Origin of the sequence: Roseibium aggregatum, assembly GCF_014692675.1 — a bacterium.
GTDB lineage: Bacteria > Pseudomonadota > Alphaproteobacteria > Rhizobiales > Stappiaceae > Roseibium > Roseibium aggregatum_C.
In genome coordinates this window covers 50,876-73,135 of sequence record NZ_JABFCZ010000006.1, presented here as the reverse complement: position 1 = coordinate 73,135, position 22,260 = coordinate 50,876, and the positions used below count along the sequence as shown (strand labels likewise).

Annotated in this window: 26 protein-coding genes, 1 tRNA gene and 1 pseudogene; 5 read left to right on the top strand and 23 right to left on the bottom strand. The window is 61.3% G+C overall.

Annotation, left to right across the window (positions count from 1 at the left end; all coding sequences use genetic code 11):
- Nucleotides 1-226: 226 nt before the first annotated feature.
- Nucleotides 227-838: a thiamine phosphate synthase gene (locus HK439_RS06435; RefSeq protein ID WP_209011602.1), complete on the top strand. Its 612-nt coding sequence runs from the start codon at nucleotides 227-229 to the stop codon at nucleotides 836-838.
- Nucleotides 839-1,026: 188 nt separating this feature from the next.
- On the top strand, nucleotides 1,027-1,428 hold the full coding sequence (locus HK439_RS06430) for a Clp protease ClpP (protein ID WP_190290567.1): 402 nt from the start codon (nucleotides 1,027-1,029) through the stop codon (nucleotides 1,426-1,428).
- 78 nt (nucleotides 1,429-1,506) lie between these two features.
- Here HK439_RS06430 and HK439_RS06425 read toward each other — a convergent pair whose 3' ends face one another.
- From HK439_RS06425 to HK439_RS06365, 13 genes are all read right to left on the bottom strand, one after another.
- Nucleotides 1,507-2,121: an ATP-dependent Clp protease proteolytic subunit gene (locus HK439_RS06425; RefSeq protein WP_190290566.1), complete on the bottom strand. Its 615-nt coding sequence runs from the start codon at nucleotides 2,119-2,121 to the stop codon at nucleotides 1,507-1,509.
- Between the two features lie 155 nt (nucleotides 2,122-2,276).
- Nucleotides 2,277-3,146 (bottom strand): adenylate/guanylate cyclase domain-containing protein, encoded by an 870-nt coding sequence (locus HK439_RS06420; protein WP_190290565.1) that lies wholly within the window; start codon nucleotides 3,144-3,146, stop codon nucleotides 2,277-2,279.
- Between the two features lie 114 nt (nucleotides 3,147-3,260).
- Nucleotides 3,261-4,487, bottom strand: a complete 1,227-nt coding sequence (locus HK439_RS06415; RefSeq protein WP_190290564.1) for a GGDEF domain-containing protein — start codon at nucleotides 4,485-4,487, stop codon at nucleotides 3,261-3,263.
- Nucleotides 4,488-4,594: 107 nt separating this feature from the next.
- The gene (locus HK439_RS06410) at nucleotides 4,595-5,020 is read right to left on the bottom strand and encodes an ACT domain-containing protein (protein ID WP_190290563.1); all 426 of its coding nucleotides are present in this window, start codon (nucleotides 5,018-5,020) and stop codon (nucleotides 4,595-4,597) included.
- 110 nt (nucleotides 5,021-5,130) lie between these two features.
- Complete coding sequence (locus tag HK439_RS06405) at nucleotides 5,131-6,012, bottom strand: hypothetical protein (RefSeq protein WP_190290562.1); 882 nt, start codon at nucleotides 6,010-6,012, stop codon at nucleotides 5,131-5,133.
- 114 nt (nucleotides 6,013-6,126) lie between these two features.
- Complete coding sequence (locus HK439_RS06400; protein WP_190290561.1) at nucleotides 6,127-7,299, bottom strand: isovaleryl-CoA dehydrogenase; 1,173 nt, start codon at nucleotides 7,297-7,299, stop codon at nucleotides 6,127-6,129.
- Nucleotides 7,300-7,336: 37 nt separating this feature from the next.
- Nucleotides 7,337-7,774: a GNAT family N-acetyltransferase gene (locus HK439_RS06395; RefSeq protein WP_190290560.1), complete on the bottom strand. Its 438-nt coding sequence runs from the start codon at nucleotides 7,772-7,774 to the stop codon at nucleotides 7,337-7,339.
- A gap of 17 nt (nucleotides 7,775-7,791) precedes the next feature.
- A complete protein-coding gene (locus HK439_RS06390) occupies nucleotides 7,792-8,235 on the bottom strand; it encodes a PaaI family thioesterase (RefSeq protein ID WP_190290559.1) in 444 nt (147 codons plus the stop codon).
- Nucleotides 8,232-8,672 carry an acyl-CoA thioesterase gene (locus HK439_RS06385; protein WP_190290558.1) on the bottom strand — a complete coding sequence of 147 codons (441 nt, stop codon included), beginning with the start codon at nucleotides 8,670-8,672 and terminating at the stop codon, nucleotides 8,232-8,234. Before HK439_RS06385 ends, HK439_RS06390 begins: the two co-directional genes overlap by 4 nt.
- Nucleotides 8,669-9,106 carry a MerR family transcriptional regulator gene (locus HK439_RS06380; RefSeq protein WP_190290557.1) on the bottom strand — a complete coding sequence of 146 codons (438 nt, stop codon included), beginning with the start codon at nucleotides 9,104-9,106 and terminating at the stop codon, nucleotides 8,669-8,671. Before HK439_RS06380 ends, HK439_RS06385 begins: the two co-directional genes overlap by 4 nt.
- Before the next feature lie 91 nt (nucleotides 9,107-9,197).
- A complete protein-coding gene (locus HK439_RS06375) occupies nucleotides 9,198-9,908 on the bottom strand; it encodes a GH25 family lysozyme (RefSeq protein WP_190290556.1) in 711 nt (236 codons plus the stop codon).
- 45 nt (nucleotides 9,909-9,953) lie between these two features.
- Nucleotides 9,954-10,385 (bottom strand): VOC family protein, encoded by a 432-nt coding sequence (locus HK439_RS06370; protein WP_190290555.1) that lies wholly within the window; start codon nucleotides 10,383-10,385, stop codon nucleotides 9,954-9,956.
- A 101-nt stretch (nucleotides 10,386-10,486) separates the two neighbouring features.
- Complete coding sequence (locus HK439_RS06365; protein ID WP_190290554.1) at nucleotides 10,487-10,912, bottom strand: organic hydroperoxide resistance protein; 426 nt, start codon at nucleotides 10,910-10,912, stop codon at nucleotides 10,487-10,489.
- A gap of 166 nt (nucleotides 10,913-11,078) precedes the next feature.
- Between HK439_RS06365 and HK439_RS06360 the strand changes: the two genes are divergently transcribed.
- Complete coding sequence (locus HK439_RS06360) at nucleotides 11,079-11,555, top strand: MarR family winged helix-turn-helix transcriptional regulator (RefSeq protein WP_190290553.1); 477 nt, start codon at nucleotides 11,079-11,081, stop codon at nucleotides 11,553-11,555.
- Nucleotides 11,556-11,568: 13 nt separating this feature from the next.
- Here HK439_RS06360 and mgtE read toward each other — a convergent pair whose 3' ends face one another.
- The 4 genes from mgtE to HK439_RS06340 all read right to left on the bottom strand — a co-directional run bounded on the left by mgtE (nucleotide 11,569) and on the right by HK439_RS06340 (nucleotide 15,421).
- Nucleotides 11,569-12,987, bottom strand: a complete 1,419-nt coding sequence (mgtE, locus tag HK439_RS06355) for a magnesium transporter (protein ID WP_190290552.1) — start codon at nucleotides 12,985-12,987, stop codon at nucleotides 11,569-11,571.
- Nucleotides 12,988-13,125: 138 nt separating this feature from the next.
- Nucleotides 13,126-13,704: a hypothetical protein gene (locus HK439_RS06350; protein WP_190290551.1), complete on the bottom strand. Its 579-nt coding sequence runs from the start codon at nucleotides 13,702-13,704 to the stop codon at nucleotides 13,126-13,128.
- A gap of 6 nt (nucleotides 13,705-13,710) precedes the next feature.
- The gene (locus tag HK439_RS06345) at nucleotides 13,711-14,040 is read right to left on the bottom strand and encodes a hypothetical protein (RefSeq protein ID WP_190290550.1); all 330 of its coding nucleotides are present in this window, start codon (nucleotides 14,038-14,040) and stop codon (nucleotides 13,711-13,713) included.
- Between the two features lie 139 nt (nucleotides 14,041-14,179).
- Nucleotides 14,180-15,421, bottom strand: coding sequence for an MFS transporter (locus HK439_RS06340; RefSeq protein WP_190290549.1), 1,242 nt, complete (start codon nucleotides 15,419-15,421; stop codon nucleotides 14,180-14,182).
- A 137-nt stretch (nucleotides 15,422-15,558) separates the two neighbouring features.
- Here HK439_RS06340 and HK439_RS06335 point away from each other — a divergent pair, with 137 nt between their 5' ends.
- On the top strand, nucleotides 15,559-16,449 hold the full coding sequence (locus HK439_RS06335; protein WP_209011601.1) for a LysR family transcriptional regulator: 891 nt from the start codon (nucleotides 15,559-15,561) through the stop codon (nucleotides 16,447-16,449).
- A gap of 73 nt (nucleotides 16,450-16,522) precedes the next feature.
- Here HK439_RS06335 and HK439_RS27225 read toward each other — a convergent pair whose 3' ends face one another.
- The 4 genes and pseudogenes from HK439_RS27225 to HK439_RS06315 form a co-directional block, all read right to left on the bottom strand.
- Complete coding sequence (locus tag HK439_RS27225; protein ID WP_328804117.1) at nucleotides 16,523-18,052, bottom strand: methyl-accepting chemotaxis protein; 1,530 nt, start codon at nucleotides 18,050-18,052, stop codon at nucleotides 16,523-16,525.
- Between the two features lie 74 nt (nucleotides 18,053-18,126).
- Nucleotides 18,127-18,519, bottom strand: a pseudogene (locus tag HK439_RS27335) (nitrate- and nitrite sensing domain-containing protein); the annotation flags it as partial.
- Nucleotides 18,520-19,151: 632 nt separating this feature from the next.
- Nucleotides 19,152-19,238 (bottom strand) — tRNA-Leu (locus HK439_RS06320).
- Between the two features lie 105 nt (nucleotides 19,239-19,343).
- Entirely contained in the window at nucleotides 19,344-19,610 is a 267-nt protein-coding gene (locus tag HK439_RS06315; RefSeq protein WP_190290547.1) for a FliM/FliN family flagellar motor switch protein, read from the bottom strand.
- A 109-nt stretch (nucleotides 19,611-19,719) separates the two neighbouring features.
- Between HK439_RS06315 and lipB the strand changes: the two genes are divergently transcribed.
- Nucleotides 19,720-20,445: a lipoyl(octanoyl) transferase LipB gene (lipB, locus tag HK439_RS06310; protein WP_190290546.1), complete on the top strand. Its 726-nt coding sequence runs from the start codon at nucleotides 19,720-19,722 to the stop codon at nucleotides 20,443-20,445.
- A gap of 65 nt (nucleotides 20,446-20,510) precedes the next feature.
- On the opposite strand, the gene HK439_RS06305 is transcribed toward lipB, so the two are convergent.
- Both HK439_RS06305 and HK439_RS06300 read right to left on the bottom strand, forming a co-directional pair.
- Entirely contained in the window at nucleotides 20,511-21,386 is an 876-nt protein-coding gene (locus tag HK439_RS06305) for an NAD-dependent epimerase/dehydratase family protein (protein WP_190290545.1), read from the bottom strand.
- Nucleotides 21,386-22,258, bottom strand: coding sequence for a glycosyltransferase (locus HK439_RS06300; RefSeq protein WP_190290544.1), 873 nt, complete (start codon nucleotides 22,256-22,258; stop codon nucleotides 21,386-21,388). The genes HK439_RS06305 and HK439_RS06300 overlap by 1 nt, the downstream gene beginning before the upstream one ends.
- Between the last annotated feature and the right edge of the window lie 2 nt (nucleotides 22,259-22,260).

The following is a 22,260-nucleotide window of genomic DNA, read 5'->3' as shown; positions in this document are numbered from 1 at the left end:
GACGGTCCCGCCCGTTCAGGGGGTAATCGGCTCCTATATGGGGCCCCGTCCCTTTTTCGCAAAGGGCGGTCTGGCTGAACGGATTGTTTCAATCCGTCAAAATACCCCAAAGTGCCCTTGGGTTACGATCTGGAATCACCATAGCAGAGATATGGCTTCAACGGCCATGCACGTTTCGCGGAGCAGGTATTTGGGCTAGGTTTCCGCCTCATTCGAACGAATCCAGATGACATCAAAGATGCTGCCTCCCTTCTACTTGATCGTGGACGATCCGTCCTGGCTCGCCCGCCTGTGTCCTGTCGGCCTGAAGTTCGCCCAGCTCCGGATCAAGGACAAAAGCCTGCCGGACATTAGCGAAGCGATCCGGCGCGGACTGGAGATCGCGCGCAGATACGACTGCATTCTGGTGGTCAACGACTATTGGCAACAGGCCATCGATGCGGGCGCGGACTGGGTCCATCTCGGTCAGGAAGACCTCGACACCGCGGACGTCCCTGCGTTGAAACGCGCCGGAATCCGGATCGGTATTTCGACCCATACCCCGGCCGAACTGGAGCGTGCGCTTGCGCTGGAGCCCGATTACGTCGCGCTCGGACCGATCTTCGAACCGCGCGGCAAGACCGTCGATCACGCCCCCCAGGGCCTTGACCGGATCAGGGAATGGAAAGCCCGCATCCCCTGCCCGCTGGTCGCCATTGGCGGCATTCGCGTTGAACAGGCCGCCGAAGTCTATGCCGCCGGCGCCGACAGCATCTGCGTCATCACGGATGTGTTGAAGGCTGCAGATCCCGAACAAAGATGCCGGAACTGGCTGACCGAAGCCGGCAAAAAGCCTTGAGATCGTGTCCGCTCATCCGGGCGGGCGATTGTTTTTCTGCCAAGACCCCTTGAATTTCCCTGCAGTTTTTCTCCTCGCGACAATTCACGAGGCCAAAGGCGCAAACCGTGACAGATGTCACAGGCACAAACGCAGCCCTGGTGCATTTTGTTGTCATCGGATCAACGGTGCAATCAAGGGCAAAGAAGATGACTTTGTATCTGAAACTCGGTGGACGTCCGGCTTTCCAGGAAGCCATCGAAACGCTGGCAAGCAAGCTGTATCAGGACAGCGCGTTCAGGCTGCCGCAAGACGGTCCCGTGCTGCGGCACGCCGACGAGCTTTGTGAATTCCTGATCTTTCTGTTCGGGGGCGCGCCCTTTTACGACGGCATGCCGATCGGACAGGTCTTGAGACCGCTTCGTCTCGACGACGACCGCTACGACCGCTTTGTCGACCATGTCGTCAGGTCATTGGGGGGCCGTCGTTCTTCGGTCCGTGACGAAACCCAGATGCGCGTCGTCATGGAACACATCCGTCCCCACGTCGTGAGCGTCCCGGCAAGCCGTCCGGGTCCCGCGCCTCAGGACCCGGTCGGCATCGTCGCCTGATCGGGAGCGTCCACGACGAAAAAGCGCCGGCAGGTTTCCCTGCCGGCGCTTTTTTTGTGACCTGTTACCGGAACCGGATCAGCTGAGTTCGCTGACCGAGGTTACGACCTTTCCGACCAGACCGTACTCGATCCCCTCTTCCGGGCCCATCCAGTAGTCGCGGTCCGTGTCCTTTTCGATGCGCTCCAGCGGCTGTCCCGTGGCATCGGCGAAGATCTTGTTGAGACGGTCGCGCATCTTGATGATTTCGCGTGCCTGGATCTCGATGTCGGTGGCCATGCCGCCGGCGCCGCCGGACGGTTGGTGCAAGAGGAAGCGGGTGTTCGGCGTGCAGAAACGCTTGTCCTTCGGCACCGACACATAGATCAGCGCCCCGGCGCTCGCCACCCAGCCCATGCCGAGAATTCGCACTTCCGGCGAGATGAACTTGATCGTGTCGTGGATCATGTCGCCGGATTCCACATGGCCGCCGGGAGACGACACGATCACGGTGATCGGATCGTTGGACACCTGCGCGAGCGCCAGAAGGCGTGCGCAGACATCCCGGGCCATCTCCTGGTTGACCGGTCCCGTGATCAGAACGGTACGGGCTTCGAACAGATGCTTGTCGACCTGGATGGACGGTTGGCTTTTGGCCTTTTCCTCTTCCTCGTCATCGAGACGGGCGGGCACCGTTGTCGAATAGTTTTTCATGCGCGGGATGGGCTCCGTTGGCGTTTTGCCGGCTCAGGCGCCGGACGTTCGGTGTCTCAATGTGTATGCGAACCGGGAGCAGCTCGCAAATCCTCAGGCGAGGCATATCCTGAAAGAGTTATCAGAACCGAAACATAAGGGGTTTTCAGCGAGGATCAATCGGGTTGATGCGATCCGCCACGGAATTTTCGGTCGCCCTTTCCGCTAAAGAGATGCCACATCACGGCAACGAAAAACGGCAGAGACGGCCAGACGAACCAGAGCGGAGACAGCCCGGTCGTCAGGAGATTGAGCAGGAAGAAGAAGCCGATCATGAAAACGCAGCGGCGGACCACCCGCGGCTGGCGCATCAGCCAGGCGCGCGCCTGCTCGAACCCGTTGGCGAAGGCGGCCACATCCCGGTCGCCGGCCCGATGACCGGCTCCATCGCCGTTATGCGTCGATCCGGATTCGGAATGACGCTCCTCCTGGTCCGCCCGTGTCCCATCCTCTTCCGGCGCGTTGCGCCCGCCGAGACGGACGGCGTAGGTTTCCACCGGTTCGCTGACGTTTTTGACCTGTTGCAGCCCCAGAGGTTCGAACCCCAGGGCCATCTTGCTGCGCACCTGATCGTAGACGGACTGGGACAAGAGAATGCCACCGCGCGGCGCCAGTTCCTGCAGCCGGGCGGCCACGTTGACGCCGTCGCCGTAGATATCGTCACCCTCGACCATGAGGTCGCCGAGGTTCAGGCCGATCCGGAATTCCATCTTGCGCGCATCCGGCAGATCCGCGTTGCGCAAGGATAATTCGGTCTGGATCTCGACCGCGCACTGCACGGCTTCCACCACACTGGAGAATTCGATGATGACCGCATCGCCCCAGGTATTGACGATCCGCCCGTTGTGCCGTTCCGCCAGTTGCGACATGATTTCGCGGTAGGATTTCAGCCGGTCCAGCGTCCCGTCCTCATCCACTTCCATCAACCGCGCGTAATGGGCGACATCGGCACACATTACGGCGGCCAGTCGGCGTTTGGCCCGCATGGCACTTCCCCTGCTCAAGTCCTCTTAGGAATGGGAGTGCGGGAGCAAAATTGCAACCGTCAAACCGAATTGAACGGTCGCCATGTCGCCAAATTGCAGCAATTCGGCGATCGTCTACCTGTCGGGCGAGGAGACCATTTCGACGGCCGGAACCGGCCCGGTATTTCCCGGCACCGGGTGGCCCTGCCCCTCGCTGTAGTCACAGACCCTGTCGCGACCGCCCAGCTTTGCGGCGTAAAGGGCCGCATCCGCCCGCCGCATCATCTCGTCGAATCCGTACAAATCGTCCATCTGTTCCGCCACGCCGATACTCACCGTGACGGAAAGATCGCCCTCGTCCGTGGCAATCGCCATCGAACGGACGGCCTTGCGGATCTTCTCCGCCACCAACATCGCGTCGTCCGGCGCGACGACCTTGAGCAGAGCGGCAAACTCCTCGCCGCCCATGCGTCCGAACAGATCGGTCCGGCGGATCATGCCGGTCACCCGGGCGCACACCTGCTTGAGAACCTGGTCGCCTGCCAGATGGCCGTGGGAATCGTTGACTTTCTTGAAATGATCGAGGTCGAGCATCAGCAGCGCCACGGTCACGCCGTCCTGAAGGCCTTCCCGCAACACGTTTTCGGCACGGGCTAAGAAGGCCCTGCGGTTGAGGACATTGGTCAGGGGATCGTGCGCCGCATCGTGTTTCAGCGTATCCAGATGCTCTTCCCGGTACATGGCCATGGCGATCATGGTGCCGATCACGACCAGCACCAGCGGCACGAAGACGGACATGGACAGATATCCGTGTCGCTGAAGAAGCCCCGCGGAATCGTAAGTCACGAGGCCGTAGACGGCCCGCAGCAAATGGACCGAGCCGTTGACGACGAAAAGGGCTGCCAGCCATTTCTTCAGCCGATGGCCCGACAGGACTGCATCGCGCCAAAACTCGAAAGCAATTGCGAAACTATATGCGGCGGTCAGCGCGGAGTAGACGAAAAGCCGATAGCCGATCTCATCGTAGATGGACGGCACCTGACAGGCAGCGAACCAGATCGCCATTGGCGCGACGGCGACGACTATATTCACTCTGCGCCGAGCGAACATCCGGGTTCCGACCCAGCCCAGACCGAGGCCGGCGAGCAGGAACCCGTTGGCCAGATCGATAGACAGCCGATCGGCGATCTGTCCGCGCGCCATCAAAAGCGGGATCGCCGGAAGGCGGACGAAGAAGCTGACGGCCCAGTAGAGCAGACCCGGCTCGGAACGGCTCGGCCACCATACGGCAAGGAGCGCGATCCCGACGAGGAACATCACGGTGCCGAGCAAAAAGAAAAGCGTATAAACGTCCAAGTACATGAAACGGGGCCCAATTCCGATTCAAGGACTGGTTACCACAACCTGCCTGCAACTTCCGACCATGCCATGAAGTTATGCGGACTTCGTTAAATCAAAAACGTTGTTCATCACATTTCGCTGATTTCGACGCCGCCTTCTTCGGCGAGACACGTCAAAAGCCTCAGGGCTTCTTCCGCCTGCGGGGCCGGCACGAATACATGGTCATGGAAATAGGCAGCTACCACATTGGCCGGGATCCCGGCACGGGCAAGGGTGGCTGAAACGGCAGCGGTCAGGCCGACCGCCGCCAGGCTGGAATGGACCATCAGCGTGATCCGGCGGAACCATTCGGCTTCCGCAAGTCCGAGCGCCCGCGCCTTTTCCGCCGGCAGGATCGCGCTCATGCCCTCGGTTTCGGCAAACAGCCCCACCGGTTCGTAGGCCGCCAGATCCGCCGCGGTCTTCTCCGCGAAGGTGCAGAACACGTAAGGCTCCGGATCGAGCATCGGACGCATGTGGGAAATGAGGTGATCGAGATCGGTTTCGCCGGTCATGGGCAATCCTCCTGTCGCCGACATCAGGAGATTGCCAAAGCAGCCGGAGTGTCAAGCGATGCGGTTGAAACTGTCTCCTTCCCGGGTCGCACGGCTTTCCCGGTCAGGCTTCAGGTACGACGGCCAAACTGCTTACGGCGAAGCCCTGTTCGACTTTCAGCCGGCGGAGCGCCCACCGAAACACTCAGCGGCTGAACGTTCACCTTCGAACCGCCGTCGGGCGGCCTCAGCTCTCTTGCTATTCCACGAACGCCGATGGTCACGAACACGATGCGCCACATGAAAAACCAGAGGTATCCAAGCGGACTGCGCACCCAGCGCGCAATGGTCATGTTCTGCGGGTCGTTGGGAACATAGGCAATCCGAATATCCGGATCCCGCTTCAATCCTGCAGCGACGATCGAATCGACCTGCATTTCCTTGCGGTAGGACTGGCCATCCGCCGTGGTGTAGCGAAACACAGCATAATAAGACGGCCTGGCGCCTTCGCGTTCGGAAGGGACCGACCAGTGTTTCTCTGCCGTTGCTTCTCCATGCACGCTGGTAAAGGTCAGGGGAACATCGGTTGGAACATAAAGAATACCGAACACCAGTCCCTTTCCGGCGAGCAGGATGCCGAAAAGATAGATGGCAATGTGCCCCCAGCGGCCGACGGCCGTCTCGGCCCTTCCCTCGTTTTCCTCCGGCAGGCCGGCCATCAATCGACGAAAGAGGCTCCTGCCGCCAATGATCAGCAGAAAAACCCCTGCGCTTAGAGCAAGAACCGCCAGAAGCGCTGGCTGGATCAACTTATCAAGGTCGAACTTGACCCCTTTCAGCTTTTCCTCGGCCACTCTCAATTCATGGGCAAGTCCGGACTCCGCCGTAGCGTATTTGTAGACGCCCCAGAGCAAAACGGAATTGGCAATCGCCATCCAGATGAGAAGGCCTCCGGCAATGAGTCCGATCAGGCCAACGAAAAGAGATAAAACATAGCGTAATACGCGTTCCACAGATTGCCCTCCTGTAACCGGAAAGCAACCTATGCACGAATAATTACACAGCCGTTAATCAGGGTAGAAACCTCCTGATCAACGGCCTCGAGCCAGGACGAACGCCGTGAAGCCTCACGCCGTCTTGTTGAAGATCTCCCGACCGATCAGCATGCGGCGGATTTCGCTGGTGCCGGCGCCGATCTCGTAGAGCTTGGCGTCGCGCAACAGGCGGCCGGTCGGATATTCGTTGATATAGCCGTTGCCGCCGAGAAGCTGGATCGCGTCCAGTGCGATTTTCGTCGCATTTTCCGCCGCATAGAGGATCGCGCCGGCGGCGTCCTCGCGGGTGGTCTCGCCCCGGTCGCAGGCCTGGGCGACTGCGTAGACGTAGGCCTTGGTGGCGTTCATCGTGACATACATGTCGGCGACCTTGCCCTGGACGAGCTGGAAAGTGCCAATCGGTTGGCCGAACTGCTGGCGCTCGTGCACGTAAGGAATGACCACGTCCATGGCCGCCTGCATGATGCCGATGGAACCGGCCGCCAGCACCGTGCGCTCGTAGTCGAGCCCGGACATGAGCACGTTGACGCCCCGGCTGACCTCGCCGAGCACGTTTTCCTCCGGCACCTCGCAGTCCTGGAACACCAGTTCCCCGGTTTCCGAACCGCGCATGCCGAGCTTGTCGAGCTTCTGGGCCACGGAGAAGCCCTTGAACCCCTTTTCGACCAGGAACGCGGTGATGCCCTTCGGGCCCGCGTCCGGATCGGTCTTGGCATAAATGATCAGCGTGTCGGCCTGCGGGCCGTTGGTGATCCACATTTTCGAGCCGTTGAGGACATACCGGTCGCCCTTCTTTTCCGCCTTGAGCTTCATGGAGACCACGTCGGAGCCCGCGCCCGGTTCGGACATGGCGAGCGCGCCCAGGTGCTCGCCGGAAATCAGCTTGCCCAGATAGCGGGTCTTCTGGTCGTCATTGCCCCAGCGGCGCATCTGGTTGACGCACAGGTTGGAATGGGCGCCGTAGGAAAGGCCGATGGATGCGGATGCCCGGCTGACCTCCTCCATGGCGATACAGTGTTCCAAGTAGCCAAGGCCCGAGCCGCCCCACTCCTCTTCCACGGTGATGCCGTGCAGGCCGAGTTCCCCCATTTCCGGCCACAGTTCCTTCGGGAACCAGTCCTCCCGGTCGATTCGGTCTGCGAGCGGCGCGATCCGGTCCTGGGAATAGGAGCGCACACTGTCGCGCAGCATGTCTGCGGTTTCGCCGAGGTTGAAGTTGAAGGACGGAAAGTCGTTGCGGATCATGGCTGGTTCCTCCCTGGAGCCGATTTCTCAAGTCCGGTCAGCGGACATATTTGACGAAAGGGGTGAGATGACCGATGCGGTCGTAAAGCTGGCGCGCGGTGGCGTTATGGTCGTGGGTGTGCCAGTAGACCTTAGAGCAGCCGAGCCTGTCGGCTTCGGCGTAGACCGCCTCGATCAGCTTGCGGCCGATCCCACTCCCACGGCATGCGCCATCGACGAAAAGGTCTTCCAGATAACAGGTGGGCTCGACCGCCCAGGTGCTGTCATGGGGCAAAGCGTGGACCAGCCCGACAAGCCGGCCGTCCTGTTCCGCGACCAGACCGAAATGCCGGCCTTCTCCCAGGAGGCGCCGGAACAGCGTCTCGGTCACCTCCGGCGCAAGCTCCTGTTCGTAGAACGTCAGGTAAGCCTGCCACAGCCGGTCCCATTCTGGTCTGTCTCCCGCCTTCAGCGGCCGGATCAGGATCTCGCTCATTTTGCCTCTAGCCGTCCCTAATCATCCATGCCCTGCAGGCAGATCATGGAAAAGAGCCCGGTCGCCACGTGCACCTGCTCGCTATCGTCGAGCCCGTAGACATCCGCCCGGCAGATGGTCAGCGTCTTTCCCGGTTTCAGCACCCGCCCCCGGGCCACCAGCTTTTCCTGGCGCGCCGGATTGAGCAGGTTGACCTTGAACTCAGTCGTGAGCACGCCGGTGCCCGCCGGATAGAGCGACAACGCGGCATAGCCGGCGGCGCTGTCGGCAATGGTCGAGGTGCTGCCGGCGTGGAAAAACCCATGCTGCTGGGTCAGTTCCGGTTTGAAGGCCAGTTCGATATCCACCGCACCGGGCGACACATGGGCAAGCTCGGCGCCGAGATAGGACATGAACGGCTGCCTGGCAAAGCTTGAACGGACTCGCGCTTCCCACTCCGGATCTCTCGGTTCCAGGATCATTGGACCGCCCCTTCCCCGCCGATTGCGAACGCCGCTTCCGCGCAGGCGGCGATTTCGGGCGTAAAGGCAACGGCCTTGCGCAACTGCGTATCCAGATGCACCGCCGTCAGTTCGGTCGAGGCGGTGAGCGTCCCGGTTTCGGCATTGAACATGTCATGGGCAAAACGCACGGCCTTGCTCTTCAGTTCAATGAGCCGGCTGCGCACCTCGATCAGGTCGCCGGGCATCATCTCGCTCTTGTAGGAAATCTGCTGTTCGACCGCGGCCATACCGCGGCCGGACTGCCTCAGGAAGGAAGGCGTCAGCCCGAGCATGGCAAAGAAGTTCCAGGTGGCCTCGTCGAATTTTGAAACGTACCAGGCCACGTTCATGTGGCCCATGTGATCGCAATGCTGGGGATAGACCACGCCCTTGTAGGTTACGGTTGAACTGCTCATGCCTTCACCCCGGTTTTTTCCCTTGCCGTCTCCCCGGCCAGGACATCGGCCTCGCTCATGCCGAGTTCGCTCATCCGCTGTCGGCAGCCGGCCTCCACATCATCCAGTTCCTTCAGGGTGAGCTCGATATCCTGACGCTTTTCCTGAAGTTCCGTGCGGCGGGCCTCGATCTTCTGCATCATCACCCGAAGCTGGCCGGCCTCGCCCGGCGCCTTGCCGTACATCTGGATGATTTCGCTGATTTCGGCGAGAGAGAAGCCCAGCCGCTTGCCGCGCAGGATCAGCTTGAGCCGGGTCCGGTCGGCGGGCGTATATAGTCTCTGGCGTCCGCGTCTTTGCGGCGAGAGCAGACCCTGCGCCTCATAGAACCGCAAGGTGCGGGTCGTCACCTCGAATTCCTGGGTAAGCTGCGTAATCGTATAGAGCCGTTGCATGAGTCCTCACTGCTTCGCCAAGGACACTCAGCTCTTTTTACGTTAAAGTCAACACGTAGTAATTATGTTAAGAATATAAATAGCTTACGGGCTATTTTTTCAAACCGCCCAACGGCAGGTCACTTGCCAGGACATTCAGGTCCACATCGCCCGAAATGCCGGCGACCTTGCCGCGCTTGTGGTACTGCCACAGGCTCCATTTCTTCACATAGCCGGGAGAATGCCAGATCGAGCGCGCCCAGAGGCGCCGGTTGACGCCCTCGCCCTTCATATAGGTTTCGTAGAAAGGCTTGGGGACATAGAGGATGACCGACTGCCCGGTCGCCTGTTCGACCAGCGTCACGAAATGCGATATCTCGCGCACCACATCCTTCTGCGGCGGACGATCGGCGCAGTTTCCCTCGAACTCCAGATCGAGCACCGGCGCCAGCATCGGCAGGTCGCCCGGCAGGGTGTTGAGGAAATTGGCCGCCTGGGCCGCGCCGGTCTTGCACAGGCTGAAGAAATGATAGGCGCCCCAGGGCAGTCCGGCGCCGGTCGCGCCCCTGTAGTTCGCCTCGAAGGCCTTGTCCTGGAAATCCCCGCCTTCGCTTGCCTTGATATAGGCGAAGGCCACATCGTCGCCGGCCACCTGCTGCCAGTCGATCTCGCCCTGGTGATGGGACACGTCGATGCCGCGCAGCGGATGTTTTTCCCGGTTCGGTTCCCAATGCATGAAGAAGAACGCCGCTCCCGCGATTGAAATGACACCGCCCACGGCGATGTAGAACAGCACCCGCAATACCGCCTGCAAGAATTTCATACTGCCCCCGCAAGGCAATGCCTTGCCCTAATCACGTTCTGAAAATCACGCCTCGAAATTCGGCCAAAGCGGCGGCGCCGCGATTTCCAGAACATTGCCGTCCGGATCGCGAAAGTAAAGGCTTTGTCCGCCGGCGGGCCAATTGACCTCGCTGATGATCTCAACGTCGGAGGTTCCAAGATACGCCCGCCAGTCGTCCAGGGCCTCGCGGCTCGTGCGGAACGCGAAGTGGGACGGACCGGTGGTATCGTGTCCGGGAACGACACCGCCCGGCGTCTGAACATCCTCGCCCGTGTGCCCCCGGTGGAAGACGAGCAGCGTCTGCGCCGGACCGGCGTCATAGGCATAAAGGCGATCTCCGGAGACCATCCGCTTCAGGCCGAGCACGCCGGAATAAAACGCGTGGGCGGTCTCCATGTCATCCACATAAACGGACGTCTCCAGGATGCCGTCCAGTCGGGGTGGTGTGCCGGTCATTGGGTCCGGGCCTTGTAATGGTGTTGGAGCCTGAACCCTAAAAGCGAAAGGGGCATGCAATCAAGCACGCCCCTTGCGGAAGGCCGCCTGCAGCTGCGTCTTCAGATCACGCTCAGCTTGACGTCGATGTTGTTGCGGGTCGCGTTGGAATAGGGGCAGACCTGATGCGCCTTGGCGACCAGGGCCTCCGCCTGCGCCCTGTCCAGACCCGGAAGGGAGATCCCGAGCGAAACCGTCAGGCCGAACCCGCCTTCCGACCGCGGACCGATACCGACCTCGGAAACAATGTAGGTCTCCGCCGGAATGGCGAGCTTTTCCTGACCGGCGACGAATTTGAGCGCACCGATGAAACAGGCAGAATAGCCTGCGGCAAAGAGCTGCTCCGGATTGTTGCCCGGACCGCCTGCGCCGCCCAGTTCCTTGGGCGTTGCCAGCTTGACGGCGAAGCTGCCGTCAAGGGTTTCCGCCGCACCGTCGCGTCCGCCCGTTGCCTTGGCCTTGGCGGTGTATTTAACGTCCACTGTCATTTTCCCGTCTCCTTCTGACCTGCACTGCTGGCCGGCAGGCTCGTTTAATATCGCACACGATTATATCGTATACGATTTATATAGACAACCGAATTCAGAAATCAAGCGGTTGCGATTATATCGCGTGCGAATTATTTTAAAGGCAGTCGACAAGGAACCCTTTTCAATGACTGACACACATTCCAAGGATCCGGCGCAGCGGCTCGAAACCAGCGACATCCCCTTGAGCCAGTTCCTGTGCTTTTCGCTGTATTCGGCCAATCACGCCATGCACCGGGTCTACAAGCCGCTCTTGCAGAAGCTGGGCCTGACCTATCCGCAATATCTCGCCATGGTCGCCCTGTGGGAACAGGACGGCCGGCTCGTCGGCGAGATCGGCGCCCGGCTGCATCTGGAATCCAACACGCTAACGCCGCTCCTGAAACGCCTGGAAAGCCTTGGTTTCGTCACCCGTGTGCGCGACGACAAGGACGAGCGCCAGGTGCGCATCCGGCTGACCGGCTCGGGCAAGGAGCTGAAACGGGAAACAACGGATTTCGCCAGCTGCATCCTTGCCGCCTCCGGCATCTCGCTGGACGAGCTGAGGGATCTTCAGGCCCGGATCGCGGCCCTGCGCGACAACCTGCTGCAAGCGGCAGCCTGAATTCGAACGTCCCCTACAGCGGCAGATTGAACCACAGGGCGGCAATCCCGAGGAAGGCGAAGAAGCCGACCACGTCGGTCACGGTGGTCACGAACACGCTGGAGGCAATCGCCGGGTCCACGTTCATCTTGTCGAGCGCAATCGGGATCAGCAGCCCGGACAGGCCGGCAAACAGCATGTTGATGACGATCGCGCCGCCGATGACGATGCCGAGCCCGGGACTGGAAAACCAGAGATAGGCGGTGAAGCCGATCAGCACCGCCAGCGCAATCCCGTTCACGAAACTCACCAGCACTTCACGGTTGAGCACGCGCAACAGGTTGCGCGCACTCAGTTCCTGGGTGGCGATACCGCGAACGGCGACCGTCATGGTCTGGGTGCCGGCATTGCCGCCCATGGACGCGACGATCGGCATCAGCACGGCGAGTGCGACCATGGCGTGGATCGTATCCTCGAACAGCGCAATCACGACGGAGGCAAGCACTGCGGTGGCCAGATTGACCACCAGCCAGGTCAGTCGCGACCGGGCGATGGTGACCACGCTGTCGGAGATCTCTTCGTCCCCCACACCGGCAAGGGCGCGCAGGTCCTCTTCCGCCTCTTCCTGGATGACGTCGACGATATCGTCGACCATCATCACGCCCACCAGCCGGTCGGCGTCGTCGACGACGGCGCAGGAGACCAGGTTATAGCGCTCGAACATGCGGGCGACCTCTTCCTGGTCGTCCGTCGCAAGTACCCAGTGCCGGGTTTCGGTCATGATCGAGGTGACTTTCTCGTCCCGCCCGGTGCGCAGCACCTTGTCGAGCGCCACGGCGCCCAGCAGACGGAACGCCGGATCGACCACATAGATCTCGTAGAAGCTGTCGGGCAGGTCGCGCGCCTCGCGCATGTAGTCGATGGTCTGGCCGACGGTCCAGAAGGGCGCGACCGCGATGAACTCGGTCTGCATCCGCCGCCCGGCGGATTCTTCCGGATAGTCCAGCGACTTCTGCAGCTGCGCCCGGTCCGCATAGGGAAGCTCGCCCAGGATCGCTGCCTGGTCTTCCTCGTCCAGATCCTCAAGGATGTAGACCGCGTCATCGGAATCAAGATCGCCCAGGCCTTCGGCGATTTGCTGGTGCGGCAGCACTTCCAGCAGCTGGCGCCGGATTGCCTCGTCCGTTTCCGTCAGCGCCGTATAATCGAAGGCGTCGCCCAGGAGCCGGACATAGGCGAAACGCTCTTCCTCGTTCAGCGCTTCCAGCAGGTCGCCTGTATCCGCCTCGTGCAGATTGCCGGCAAGTTCGATCAGGGACGGCCCGTCACCTGCCTCGATCGCCGCTTCCACGGCGGCGATGAAGTCCGGATGAAGACGGCCTTCCTCGTCGCGGACAGTGAGGTCTTCCGCCTCGGGGGGAGTCGGGTCGTCAAGCATATCGGCCTGTGTCATCGCTCCCTCCTCGCTCCAATCCGCGCCATCGGCGCACCCGTCCCGTCAAAGGCCCGCCCTCGCCACAGGAGTAGCCTTGCCGGCGCAGCTTTGCCACCGGAAAACCGGTGGAACTCCACAAGCTTCGGAAAATTCTTCTTAAAAAGGCTGAAGACGGGTCGGAGAGACCAATTCACTATGGCAGGAGGACACCCTGTCCACGTCCACGGAGGCCAGCACCTCCCGACCAAGGAGCCGGAGCAGGTTCAGCCTCGCGTCATCCAGCGGAATGTCCCACATTTCCTCGATTTCGATCCCGGTCACATAACCCCCGTCGGCGAGTTCCCCAACCTTGTGCCTGTTTTCTTCTTCCGATAGGCGGCCGCAATCAAAATTGAGCAGGACAAGTCCGGCGGTCATATCGTTGAGGTCGTCAGGAAAATTCGCTTCAAACCAGTCCACTTGATCGAATTTCACCACATCGCTGTCAGGCACATCGGAGGAAGCACGCAGACTCAAATCGACGAGCCAGTATCGAGGCGTTTCAATCGCTGCAATGATCCTGTCGGCCCAGGACGCGATATCGGACTTGCTCCAATACCCGCTGTCGGCCAGCGCGCAAAGCGCACCGATCAGATCCCCGATGCCACTTATTTTCCAAGAAGGGGGCGGGTCATGTGGCAATCTTCCGAAGCTTTTCAAATCGAGGTTTGCCCTCCCAAATGCGGCTATCTCCACCTCCCCTCACCGGAAACACCCCTTCTTCGCCGCCGCCTTGCGCAGTTCCGCCAGATAGTCGCGCACCCGCCGAGGCAGAATGTTTTCGTCGCCGGAAATACAAGGCTTTGCGTTCTTGAACGCCCGCCGCGCCCGGTCCGACTTCAGGCACACCCGGCCCTCCGCGAGGATCTTGTTTTCCAGATACCAGAACTGGCGGCACAGCATGGTGCCGAAGGTCGACGGGTTGCGCTGCATGTTCCGCGCCTGCTCGGGGGAAATGAACGCGGTCAGGGTAAGGAAGGCGAGAGCAGCGGCGGCGAGTTGCGGTTTCCTGGTCGGACGCCTGGATGGCATTGCCGGCTCCCTGCTCTCGGCTTGTGAATCAATTGCCCTTGCGCGTTACGCGGGCACGATCCTGCAAAGCCTTTCCGTCAGGAGCAAGTCCCGGTGGCTATTTTCCGGAAAAAGGGCCAACCGCCGCTCAGGACACCGCTCACGCCGGCACGGGCGCCGGGCGTTCCTGAACCAGGAGATGGATGACGGCGGAGGCAATGCCCAGAACGATGGCCACGTACCAGACCATGTCGTAGCTCCCGGTGCGGTCGAACCAGACGCCGCCCAGCCAGGCGCCTGCGAAACTGCCGAGCTGGTGGCTTAGAAAGACGAAGCCGAACAGCGTACCCATGGCGCGCGGACCGAACATCACGAGCACAAGCGCGCTGGTCAACGGAACGGTCGAAAGCCAGAGCCCGCCCATCACGAACCCGAACACCAGAACCGACGCCGGCGTAACGGGAAAGGAGATGAAGCCGAGGATGACCAGCGCCCGAAGCGCATAGATCGCCGCAAGGACATAGGGCTTGGGAAACCGTCCTCCGAGCCGCGAAGCAAAGAGCGTCCCGAAAATATTGGCGAAGCCCGCCAGCGCAAGGGCACGAAGTCCCAGCCCGCGCAGTTCCTCCGGCGACAGGTTGGTGCCCGTGCAGAAGTTCTGCACGAAATTCGGCAGATGCGCGGTGATGAAAGCCAGATGGAAGCCGCAGACGAAGAACCCGGCGCTGAGCAAGGTGAAGCTGGTATGGCCGAAGGCCCGGCGTACGGTCTGCCCAAGGTCGACCGGATCGTCTTCGCTTACGCCGTGACCGCCCGTCCGCAGAAAGGGAATGCACAGCGCCATCGGCGCGAGCAGCCCGGTCACGATGACGAGCGTCATCCGCCAGTCGAACCATGCAATCAGCCAGGACACCAGCAATGGCAGCAGCGCCTGGCCGGCCGATCCCATGGCCGATGCGACGCCGAGATAAAAACTGCGCTTGTCCGGCGGGGCAACACGCCCGACCACCGCCAGCACGGTTCCAAAGGCCGTGCCTGAAATGCCCATGCCGACCAACACCCCCGCCCCAAGATGCTGTGCGAGCGGCGTGGTTCCCAGAACACAGACGCCCATGCCCGCGGCGTAACAGACGAAGCCCAGCCACAAGGCCGGCCGGTCGCCGTATCTGTCCGCGATCATCCCGAAGCCCGGTTGCGCGAGCCCCCAGACCAGATTCTGGATCGCGATCGACAGGGAAAAGATCTCGATCCGGCCGCCGAACAGATCGTCCGACAATGGCTGCACCACGCCGCCGAAGACCGCCCTTACTCCGAAGGCCAGGGCAAGCACAATCCCCCCGGCCGTAACGATGATGACCGTATCGCGGCTCACTTTCTCCGCTGCTGTTGTTCCTGCTGTCATTTTCCGCCTGTCCGGTGGTTTCATTCAGGGCCCGGGTTCCCCGTGAAGACGGCCGCCCCGGCTTGATCCGAACGGTAGCAGCGCGTAATACTTAAAAATATCGAATAATTTTGAAGTTTGATTTCCGGATTCTTGAAGTGAACCCAACCTTCGATATCGATGCCTTGCGCGCGGTCGTAGCCGGCACCGACCTAGGCAGCTTCGCCCGCGCGGCAATCCAGCTGGGCCGCTCGCAATCGGCCATCAGCATGCAGCTCAAGAAGCTGGAGCAGCAGGCGGGAACCCCACTCTTCGTCCGCAAGGGCCGCGGACTGGTGCCGACAGAAGCCGGCGAAGCCTTCGTCGCCTATGCCCGACGGATCGTCGCCCTCAACGACGAGGCGGCGCTTGCCCTGGGCTCGACCACCACGACGGCAGCCGTGCGCCTAGGCTTGCCGCAGGATTTCTTCGACGACGTGATGCCGGCGACACTGAAGGCGTTTGCCGGTGCGCATGAGAATGTCCACGTGGAAGTCCGTGCCGGCGAGAACCACAATCTTGCAGAAGAAGTGCGCGCCGGCCGTCTCGATGTCGCCATCGCCTTCTTCAAGTCCGGAGCCCCTGACGAGGGCGAGCTTCTCTGCGACATGCCCATGCAGTGGCTCGCCTGCGAAGCCTTCCTGGAGACGTTGACCGGAAGCCCTGTCCCCCTGGTGCTGTTCAACCACCCCTGCCTGTTCCGCCAGGCAGCCCTTTCTGCGCTCGAACAGGGAGAAATGCGCTGGCGGGCTGCCCTGACAACCCCCAGCCTGCCGGGCATCTGGGCCGCCCTGCGCTCCGGCCTGGGCGTCGGCGTGCGCACGGACCACGGCAGACCGCAGGACATCGCTTGTGTCGGCAGATCGCTGAAGCTTCCTGTTCTGCCTGCGATCGAGGTGCGGCTCTTGCTGGCGCCGAATGCCTCGCCCCTCGCCCATGACCTGAGCAAGGTCCTGCGGCAGGAAACGCTCGCCCGGGTCGGCGGCGTGTCTGGCGCCACCGCCCCTTAGCCGATCACGATTGGCGCTGCCATGCCATGTGGTGCAGAGCGCATGGCGGCGCGCGCTGCTTCTTGTTGCCGGGTTACGCTGCCCTGACCTCGGTCAGGAATTTTTCCACCTGGGCCTTGAGCAGTTCGGACTTGGTGCTGAGTTCACCGGCCGTTGCGGTCACCTGGGTTGCCGCGGCTCCGGTCTCGCTTGCAGCCCGCGTAACTTCCAGGATGTTGGCTGTCACCTGATCCGTACCGGAGGCAGCCTGCTCCACGTTTCGGGCGATCTCCTGTGTAGCGGCCGTCTGCTCTTCCACCGCGGAAGCGATACTGGAGGCAATCTCGTTGATTTCCGAGATTGTCGTACCGATCGACTGGATCGCCGTTACCGCGCCCTCGGTCTCGTTCTGGATGTTGCCGATCTGCTGACTGATATCTTCCGTGGCCTTGGCGGTCTGGCTGGCCAATTCCTTGACCTCGGCCGCGACCACGGCAAATCCCTTTCCGGCATCCCCCGCCCGCGCGGCCTCGATGGTCGCATTCAGGGCGAGCAGATTGGTCTGTTCGGCAATATCGGAAATCAGGCTGATGACTTCGCCGATCCGCTGCGACGCTATCGAAAGCCCCTGGATCTGTTGATCGGTGTTCGTAGCCTGGTCGACGGCACGACCGGCAATATCCGAGGACTGGGCGACCTGCCGGGAGATTTCCTGAATGGAACTGGACAATTCCTCCGTCGCCGTCGCCACGGTCTGGACATTGGCGGAAGCCTCTTCGGCCGCGCCAGCCACCGTCGTTGCCCGATGGTTGGTGTCGTCTGCGATATTCGACATCGATTGCGCGGTGCTTTCCATTTCCGTCGAGGCGCCCGCCACGGCATTGAGCAATTCGGAAATGTCGGCGTCGAAGTCCCTGGTCAGTTGCTCGATATACCGTGCGCGCTCTTCGCGCTTTTTGGTTTCCTCGGCCTCCCGGACGGCCAACTCGTCTGCCTTGATCTTGTTATCCTTGAACACCATGACCGCGCGGACCATATCGCCGATTTCACTTCTGTTTTCAGCGCCGCTGAGGTCGATGTCGGTCCGCCCCTCCGCAAGCCGGCTCATGGTGGAGACAATCCGTGCGATCGGACCGGTGATGGACCCGATGATCATGATGGCAAGCGCCACGACCACGGCAAAGACGGCAAGGGCAACGGACAGGGAAAAGTAGAAGCTGCCATTGGCCGAGGCGGCAATCGAATCGGCAAGATCGGTCAGCTTGGCCGCAACCTGGTCTTCGACCTGTTTGAGAGCGTTGATCCTGGCGGTCGCCTGTGAGAACCAGTCGGCTCCGGACACGGTTTCCAGAGATCCGCCGAAAGCGCTCCCATAGGCAACCTTTCGGGAATTGCCGACCGCCTTTGCCGCATCGCCGGCAAGCGTATTGTCGAGCAGTTGCTTCTCTTCCTCGGCGGCGTAGCGGTCAAAAACGGCAAAATAGACATTCTGCATGGCGCCGAGGCGCACGAACTTCTGGTAGCTCTCGGCGTTGAAGGCACCGGACGAGAAGCCGCCGGCGCCGACAGCGCGTTCGATGCCGGCCCGTTCCTTACCTTGAAGCAAACTGGAATAGGCGACGATCTGGCGAACGATCCGGCATCGTCAGCAATTCCGTTCATGGATTCGATCATGCTCAGGAGATCGGTTATGAGGTCGGTATAAAAGGCGGCCATCTGCGAAGAATTAAGCTTCAGCCCTTGGACGTCCGACCGGATAGCATCCAGCCTGGCCAGCCGGTCGCGGGCCGCGGATGCGTGCTCGCCGAAAAGCCCCCCTTCCCCGATCAACTCCTTGATGAGCGCCACCGACTCATAGCGTTGCCGCACCTGATCGGTCAGCTTCTTCTGCTCATTCAGGACAGACACGAAGTTTGTTCCGCCATGGGATCCGATGAAGCCTGCCGAAGCGCCGCGCTCCTTCTGGAGTTCATGGACGAGCCCGCTGATCACCGGCGCCGTCCGGGACAGCTCCGCAATGGCTTCGGCTTCGGAGGCGGTCGTATACCGGTCAACAAGATTGGCCGCCGCGAAATAGGCAAGCCCGAGCATTGGCAGGAGAGAAACGAGTGCAATCCTGGTTCGAATTTTAAGGTTAAGCAAGAAAGTCCGCATGTCGGCCTCGGGAAGGTTCTGAAGATCGGCTCGGATCGAGCGATATACGTAAATACCCTTACTATTGCCTAATAATTGGTAACTTTGCCTAATTAGTAAGCGTATTTTATACTTAAAAATTATTTAATATAATCAATATATATGTTTACGCCCGTTATTTAGGCAGAATTGATATTGAAATATGGGAAAAACAATTGCTGCAGGCGCGAAGAGCCTTGGCTTGGCGCAAAGATATATTTGATTTTCAAAGTAACATTGCCGCGAAAAATTACTTAGCGGAAGATTTAGGACCCAACTCGCGAATTCGCGCGCGTATCAAACGCGGCAGGCTTCGGGGCATAAGCCCGTGCCGGCAAGGCATGATTCCGGTCAATTGCGTGGCGATCGCGAATCCGGCTGCCTGGAATCAAAAAGCCCTTGCGGGAGCTTCACCGGAAGATCCTGCAAGGGCTTTCTTTGTAAGGTGCACGAACCCGAAGGGTTCGCAAGCGCGACTGCGCGCCGGCCACTTTGGCCGCCCCCTCTGGAGCGAAGCGATCGAAGATCGCGACAGTGTGAAGAGAGATAAATGGTGCGGTCGAGAAGACTCGAACTTCCACGGGTTTTACCCCACAGCGACCTCAACGCTGCGCGTCTACCAATTCCGCCACGACCGCAAATTTTTCCCGGCGCCGGTCGGCGTCGAGGCGCCTCATGTAGCAAATCGGATTCTGCTTAGCAAGTGCGCTTTTCAGAATAATTCACAACGGCTAAGAAGCCGCTTAAAGCGGCCCGTCCGTGCGCATCGGACGGATCTCGGGACTGCGCATCAGGACCTCTGTAATCGAGATCCCGACCCGTTCGCCGAGCAGGACCACCTGCCCTTTCGCCACAAGCGTGTTGTTGGCGTAGATCGACACGTCCTCGTCCTCGCGCACATCGAGATCGATCACCGCGCCGCGGCCCATGCGCAGCAACTGGTGCACCGGCATTTCCGAGGAGCCGAGAACGACCGAGATATCGACATTGATTTCATCGAAGGTGGCCATGACAGCCTTCCGTCTGTATGAGAATGATGCTGCGCGCGAACAGGCATCTTAACGAAACCTTAAGACCCTATTCACGGCGCAAATCGTTAACAAAAGCTTAAAGCACCCCATGTCCCATCCGGAACGCGAAAACCTCGCCCACGACTTTCTTCCCCAGGTTTCCAGCCCGCCGGTGGAATGGCCTCCCGTTGACTGGGTCGTCTCCGACGATCTCGTCGGTTACGAGGAGGCGGTGGCGGAAATGGAGGCCCATGTGGCCCGGATCAGCGCCGGAACCGGCAACGAACGGGTCTGGCTGCTGGAGCACCCCCCGCTTTATACCGCCGGCACCAGCGCGGACGCAGGCGACCTGGTCGCGCCCGACCGCTTTCCGGTCTTCAAGACCGGCCGCGGCGGCCAGTTCACCTATCACGGCCCCGGCCAGCGGGTCGCCTACGTCATGCTGGACCTGAAGCGCCGCCGCCAGGACATCCGCGCCTTCGTGGCAGCGCTCGAAGCCTGGCTGATCAACACGCTGTGGCAGTATCACATCCGCGGCGAGCGCCGCGAGGACCGGGTCGGCGTCTGGGTGCGCCGGCCGGACCGGGGCGCCGACGTGGAAGACAAGATCGCCGCCATCGGCATCCGCGTGCGCAAATGGGTGACCTTCCACGGCATCAGCTTCAACGTGGATCCGGATCTGGAGCATTTTACCGGCATCGTCCCTTGCGGCGTCCAGGACCACGGCGTCACCAGCCTCGTCGACCTCGGCATCCCTGTCTCCATGGCGGAAAGCGACACCGTCCTGCGCGCGGAGTTCGAGAAGATTTTCGGGCCGACGCGGACGGTGGCGTGAGGGCGGAAGTAAGGGGAAGCGCCTCACCACTTGTACAGCCCCCATCCTCGACTTGATCGCTCTCGTTAGTTGACCTCAGTCGCCACCGCTTCCACGAATTCCCGCAGCTTCCCCATGCCGCCCGGAGCCCAGCCGAGCACCTTCAGCTTGCCCGGCTCCATGACGCCGACCGGCCCGGGCGCACGGGGCGGCAGCGCCGTCTCACAGCCGGTCGCCTCGGCGTAGAGCTTCAAAAGGTCCTGCCGGTCGAGCAGCAGGTCGGAGACGTTGTAGACCTCGAAGGGCGATGCCCGCTCGCCCACCTTTTCCAGAACGAGCAGCACGGCGGCGGCGAGATCTTCGCCATGCACCTCCGTGCCCACGCGCGGCAGCACCGTTGCACCGTTCCTGAAATTCGAAAAAAGCTCCGACCATTTATGGGTGGCAACCCCCGGCGGCAGGCCGTAGATGCCGGTCGCCCGCAGGGAGGTTCCGGAAAAATGCTCAGTGCACAGCGCCTGCAGCGCCTCTTCGCCCGCGAGCTTCACCTGCCCGTAGAGCGTATCGGGACGGATCGCGGCTGCCTCCGTCAGCACGTCCCACTGGCCGTTGTCCGCATAGACCGCCCGGCTCGAGAGAAACACGCAGTGCCGCACTCCGGCCGTCTTCGCCGCCTGGAACAGCTTGCGCGTCCCGTCGACATTGGCGAGCAGGAAGCCCGCCGGATCGTCCCCCTCCCCGCCACGGTATCGGCCCGGTACATGCTCCAGCGCGCAATGAACCAGCGCATCCGCGGCAGGCAGGTCGATATCGGCGGCCGACAACTCCCAGGGAATAAAGCCGACACGGCTATCCTCCGGCTCCGTGCGGCCGAGAAAGGTCACCTCGTGCCCGGCCTCAAGCAGGCCGGCTGCGATGAACCGCCCGAGGACACCGGTCCCGCCGGTCAGAAGCACATGCATCAGGGGTTTTCTTTCGTCGGTACCACGGGTCCGGGGAGCGCGCCGATGTCGTCCGGAATGCCTTCACCGGTATAAAACGCCCGCCACAGGTCGATCAACGGCTTAAGGCTTTCCGCCTTGGGATTATCCACCTGCCAGGGCTTTTCATACTGGAAATGCAACACGCGGATTTGCCCCCAGTCCCACAGCTCTGGAAGGTTGAACCAGACATATTGCAGCATGTTGCAAAAGACCGGCAGGCCGTGCCAGTCGGGAAAGAAGGTCTGCAGGAAGGTCTGGTCGGTTCGGCGCCAGAACACGTCCGGCCGGTCCAGAACGGTCATCATCCGCGCGAAGGTCGCCTTGGACGGTCTGGCGGTAAAGACGCCGCTGTTCATGCGGTGAAAGTCGGCAAGCGCCTCATAGACATTGGGGGCGGCACAGAACTCCGGATAGCCGAACAGCTTGTCGCAACTCTTCAGCACGATGGCGTCCGCATCGATGAAGACCACGCTTTCGTAATCCTCAAGCTGCCACAGCCTCAGCTTGACGAAATTGTCGAGCGGCGTGTGGAACTTCGGCTTGTCGCCCTTGGTGAAGGGGGCCGCGGTGTGCAGCCGTCCGCGTTCATGGCGTTCGTTGAAGGCCTCGGATGTGGCTAGGCGCTCGCAGGCGCCGAGCCGTGGCGAGAACTGGCGCAGGGGGTCCAGGTCCTCATCGTCCACGCCGGGGGTGTGCAGTACCACCAGATCCGCCTCCGTTCCCGTCCGGCGCAGCGATCGCAGCAGGGCGACCGCTCCGGTCACATAGTCCGGATTGGTGACCAGGGTCACATAGGCATGGGAGCTTCGGGCCGGTTCTTCAAACACCGGCCCGATATCATCATGAGGCATGA

Coding starts and splice junctions, on each gene's coding strand:
- HK439_RS06435 (WP_209011602.1), top strand. CDS start 227: ATGACATCAAAGATGCTGCCTCCCTTCTACTTGATCGTGGACGATCCG.
- HK439_RS06430 (WP_190290567.1), top strand. CDS start 1,027: ATGACTTTGTATCTGAAACTCGGTGGACGTCCGGCTTTCCAGGAAGCC.
- HK439_RS06425 (WP_190290566.1), bottom strand. CDS start 2,121: ATGAAAAACTATTCGACAACGGTGCCCGCCCGTCTCGATGACGAGGAA.
- HK439_RS06420 (WP_190290565.1), bottom strand. CDS start 3,146: ATGCGGGCCAAACGCCGACTGGCCGCCGTAATGTGTGCCGATGTCGCC.
- HK439_RS06415 (WP_190290564.1), bottom strand. CDS start 4,487: ATGTACTTGGACGTTTATACGCTTTTCTTTTTGCTCGGCACCGTGATG.
- HK439_RS06410 (WP_190290563.1), bottom strand. CDS start 5,020: ATGACCGGCGAAACCGATCTCGATCACCTCATTTCCCACATGCGTCCG.
- HK439_RS06400 (WP_190290561.1), bottom strand. CDS start 7,299: ATGATCCGCAACGACTTTCCGTCCTTCAACTTCAACCTCGGCGAAACC.
- HK439_RS06395 (WP_190290560.1), bottom strand. CDS start 7,774: ATGAGCGAGATCCTGATCCGGCCGCTGAAGGCGGGAGACAGACCAGAA.
- HK439_RS06390 (WP_190290559.1), bottom strand. CDS start 8,235: ATGATCCTGGAACCGAGAGATCCGGAGTGGGAAGCGCGAGTCCGTTCA.
- HK439_RS06385 (WP_190290558.1), bottom strand. CDS start 8,672: ATGAGCAGTTCAACCGTAACCTACAAGGGCGTGGTCTATCCCCAGCAT.
- HK439_RS06380 (WP_190290557.1), bottom strand. CDS start 9,106: ATGCAACGGCTCTATACGATTACGCAGCTTACCCAGGAATTCGAGGTG.
- HK439_RS06375 (WP_190290556.1), bottom strand. CDS start 9,908: ATGAAATTCTTGCAGGCGGTATTGCGGGTGCTGTTCTACATCGCCGTG.
- HK439_RS06370 (WP_190290555.1), bottom strand. CDS start 10,385: ATGACCGGCACACCACCCCGACTGGACGGCATCCTGGAGACGTCCGTT.
- HK439_RS06365 (WP_190290554.1), bottom strand. CDS start 10,912: ATGACAGTGGACGTTAAATACACCGCCAAGGCCAAGGCAACGGGCGGA.
- HK439_RS06360 (WP_190290553.1), top strand. CDS start 11,079: ATGACTGACACACATTCCAAGGATCCGGCGCAGCGGCTCGAAACCAGC.
- mgtE (WP_190290552.1), bottom strand. CDS start 12,987: ATGACACAGGCCGATATGCTTGACGACCCGACTCCCCCCGAGGCGGAA.
- HK439_RS06345 (WP_190290550.1), bottom strand. CDS start 14,040: ATGCCATCCAGGCGTCCGACCAGGAAACCGCAACTCGCCGCCGCTGCT.
- HK439_RS06340 (WP_190290549.1), bottom strand. CDS start 15,421: ATGACAGCAGGAACAACAGCAGCGGAGAAAGTGAGCCGCGATACGGTC.
- HK439_RS06315 (WP_190290547.1), bottom strand. CDS start 19,610: ATGGCCACCTTCGATGAAATCAATGTCGATATCTCGGTCGTTCTCGGC.
- lipB (WP_190290546.1), top strand. CDS start 19,720: ATGTCCCATCCGGAACGCGAAAACCTCGCCCACGACTTTCTTCCCCAG.
- HK439_RS06305 (WP_190290545.1), bottom strand. CDS start 21,386: ATGCATGTGCTTCTGACCGGCGGGACCGGTGTCCTCGGGCGGTTCATC.
- HK439_RS06300 (WP_190290544.1), bottom strand. CDS start 22,258: ATGCCTCATGATGATATCGGGCCGGTGTTTGAAGAACCGGCCCGAAGC.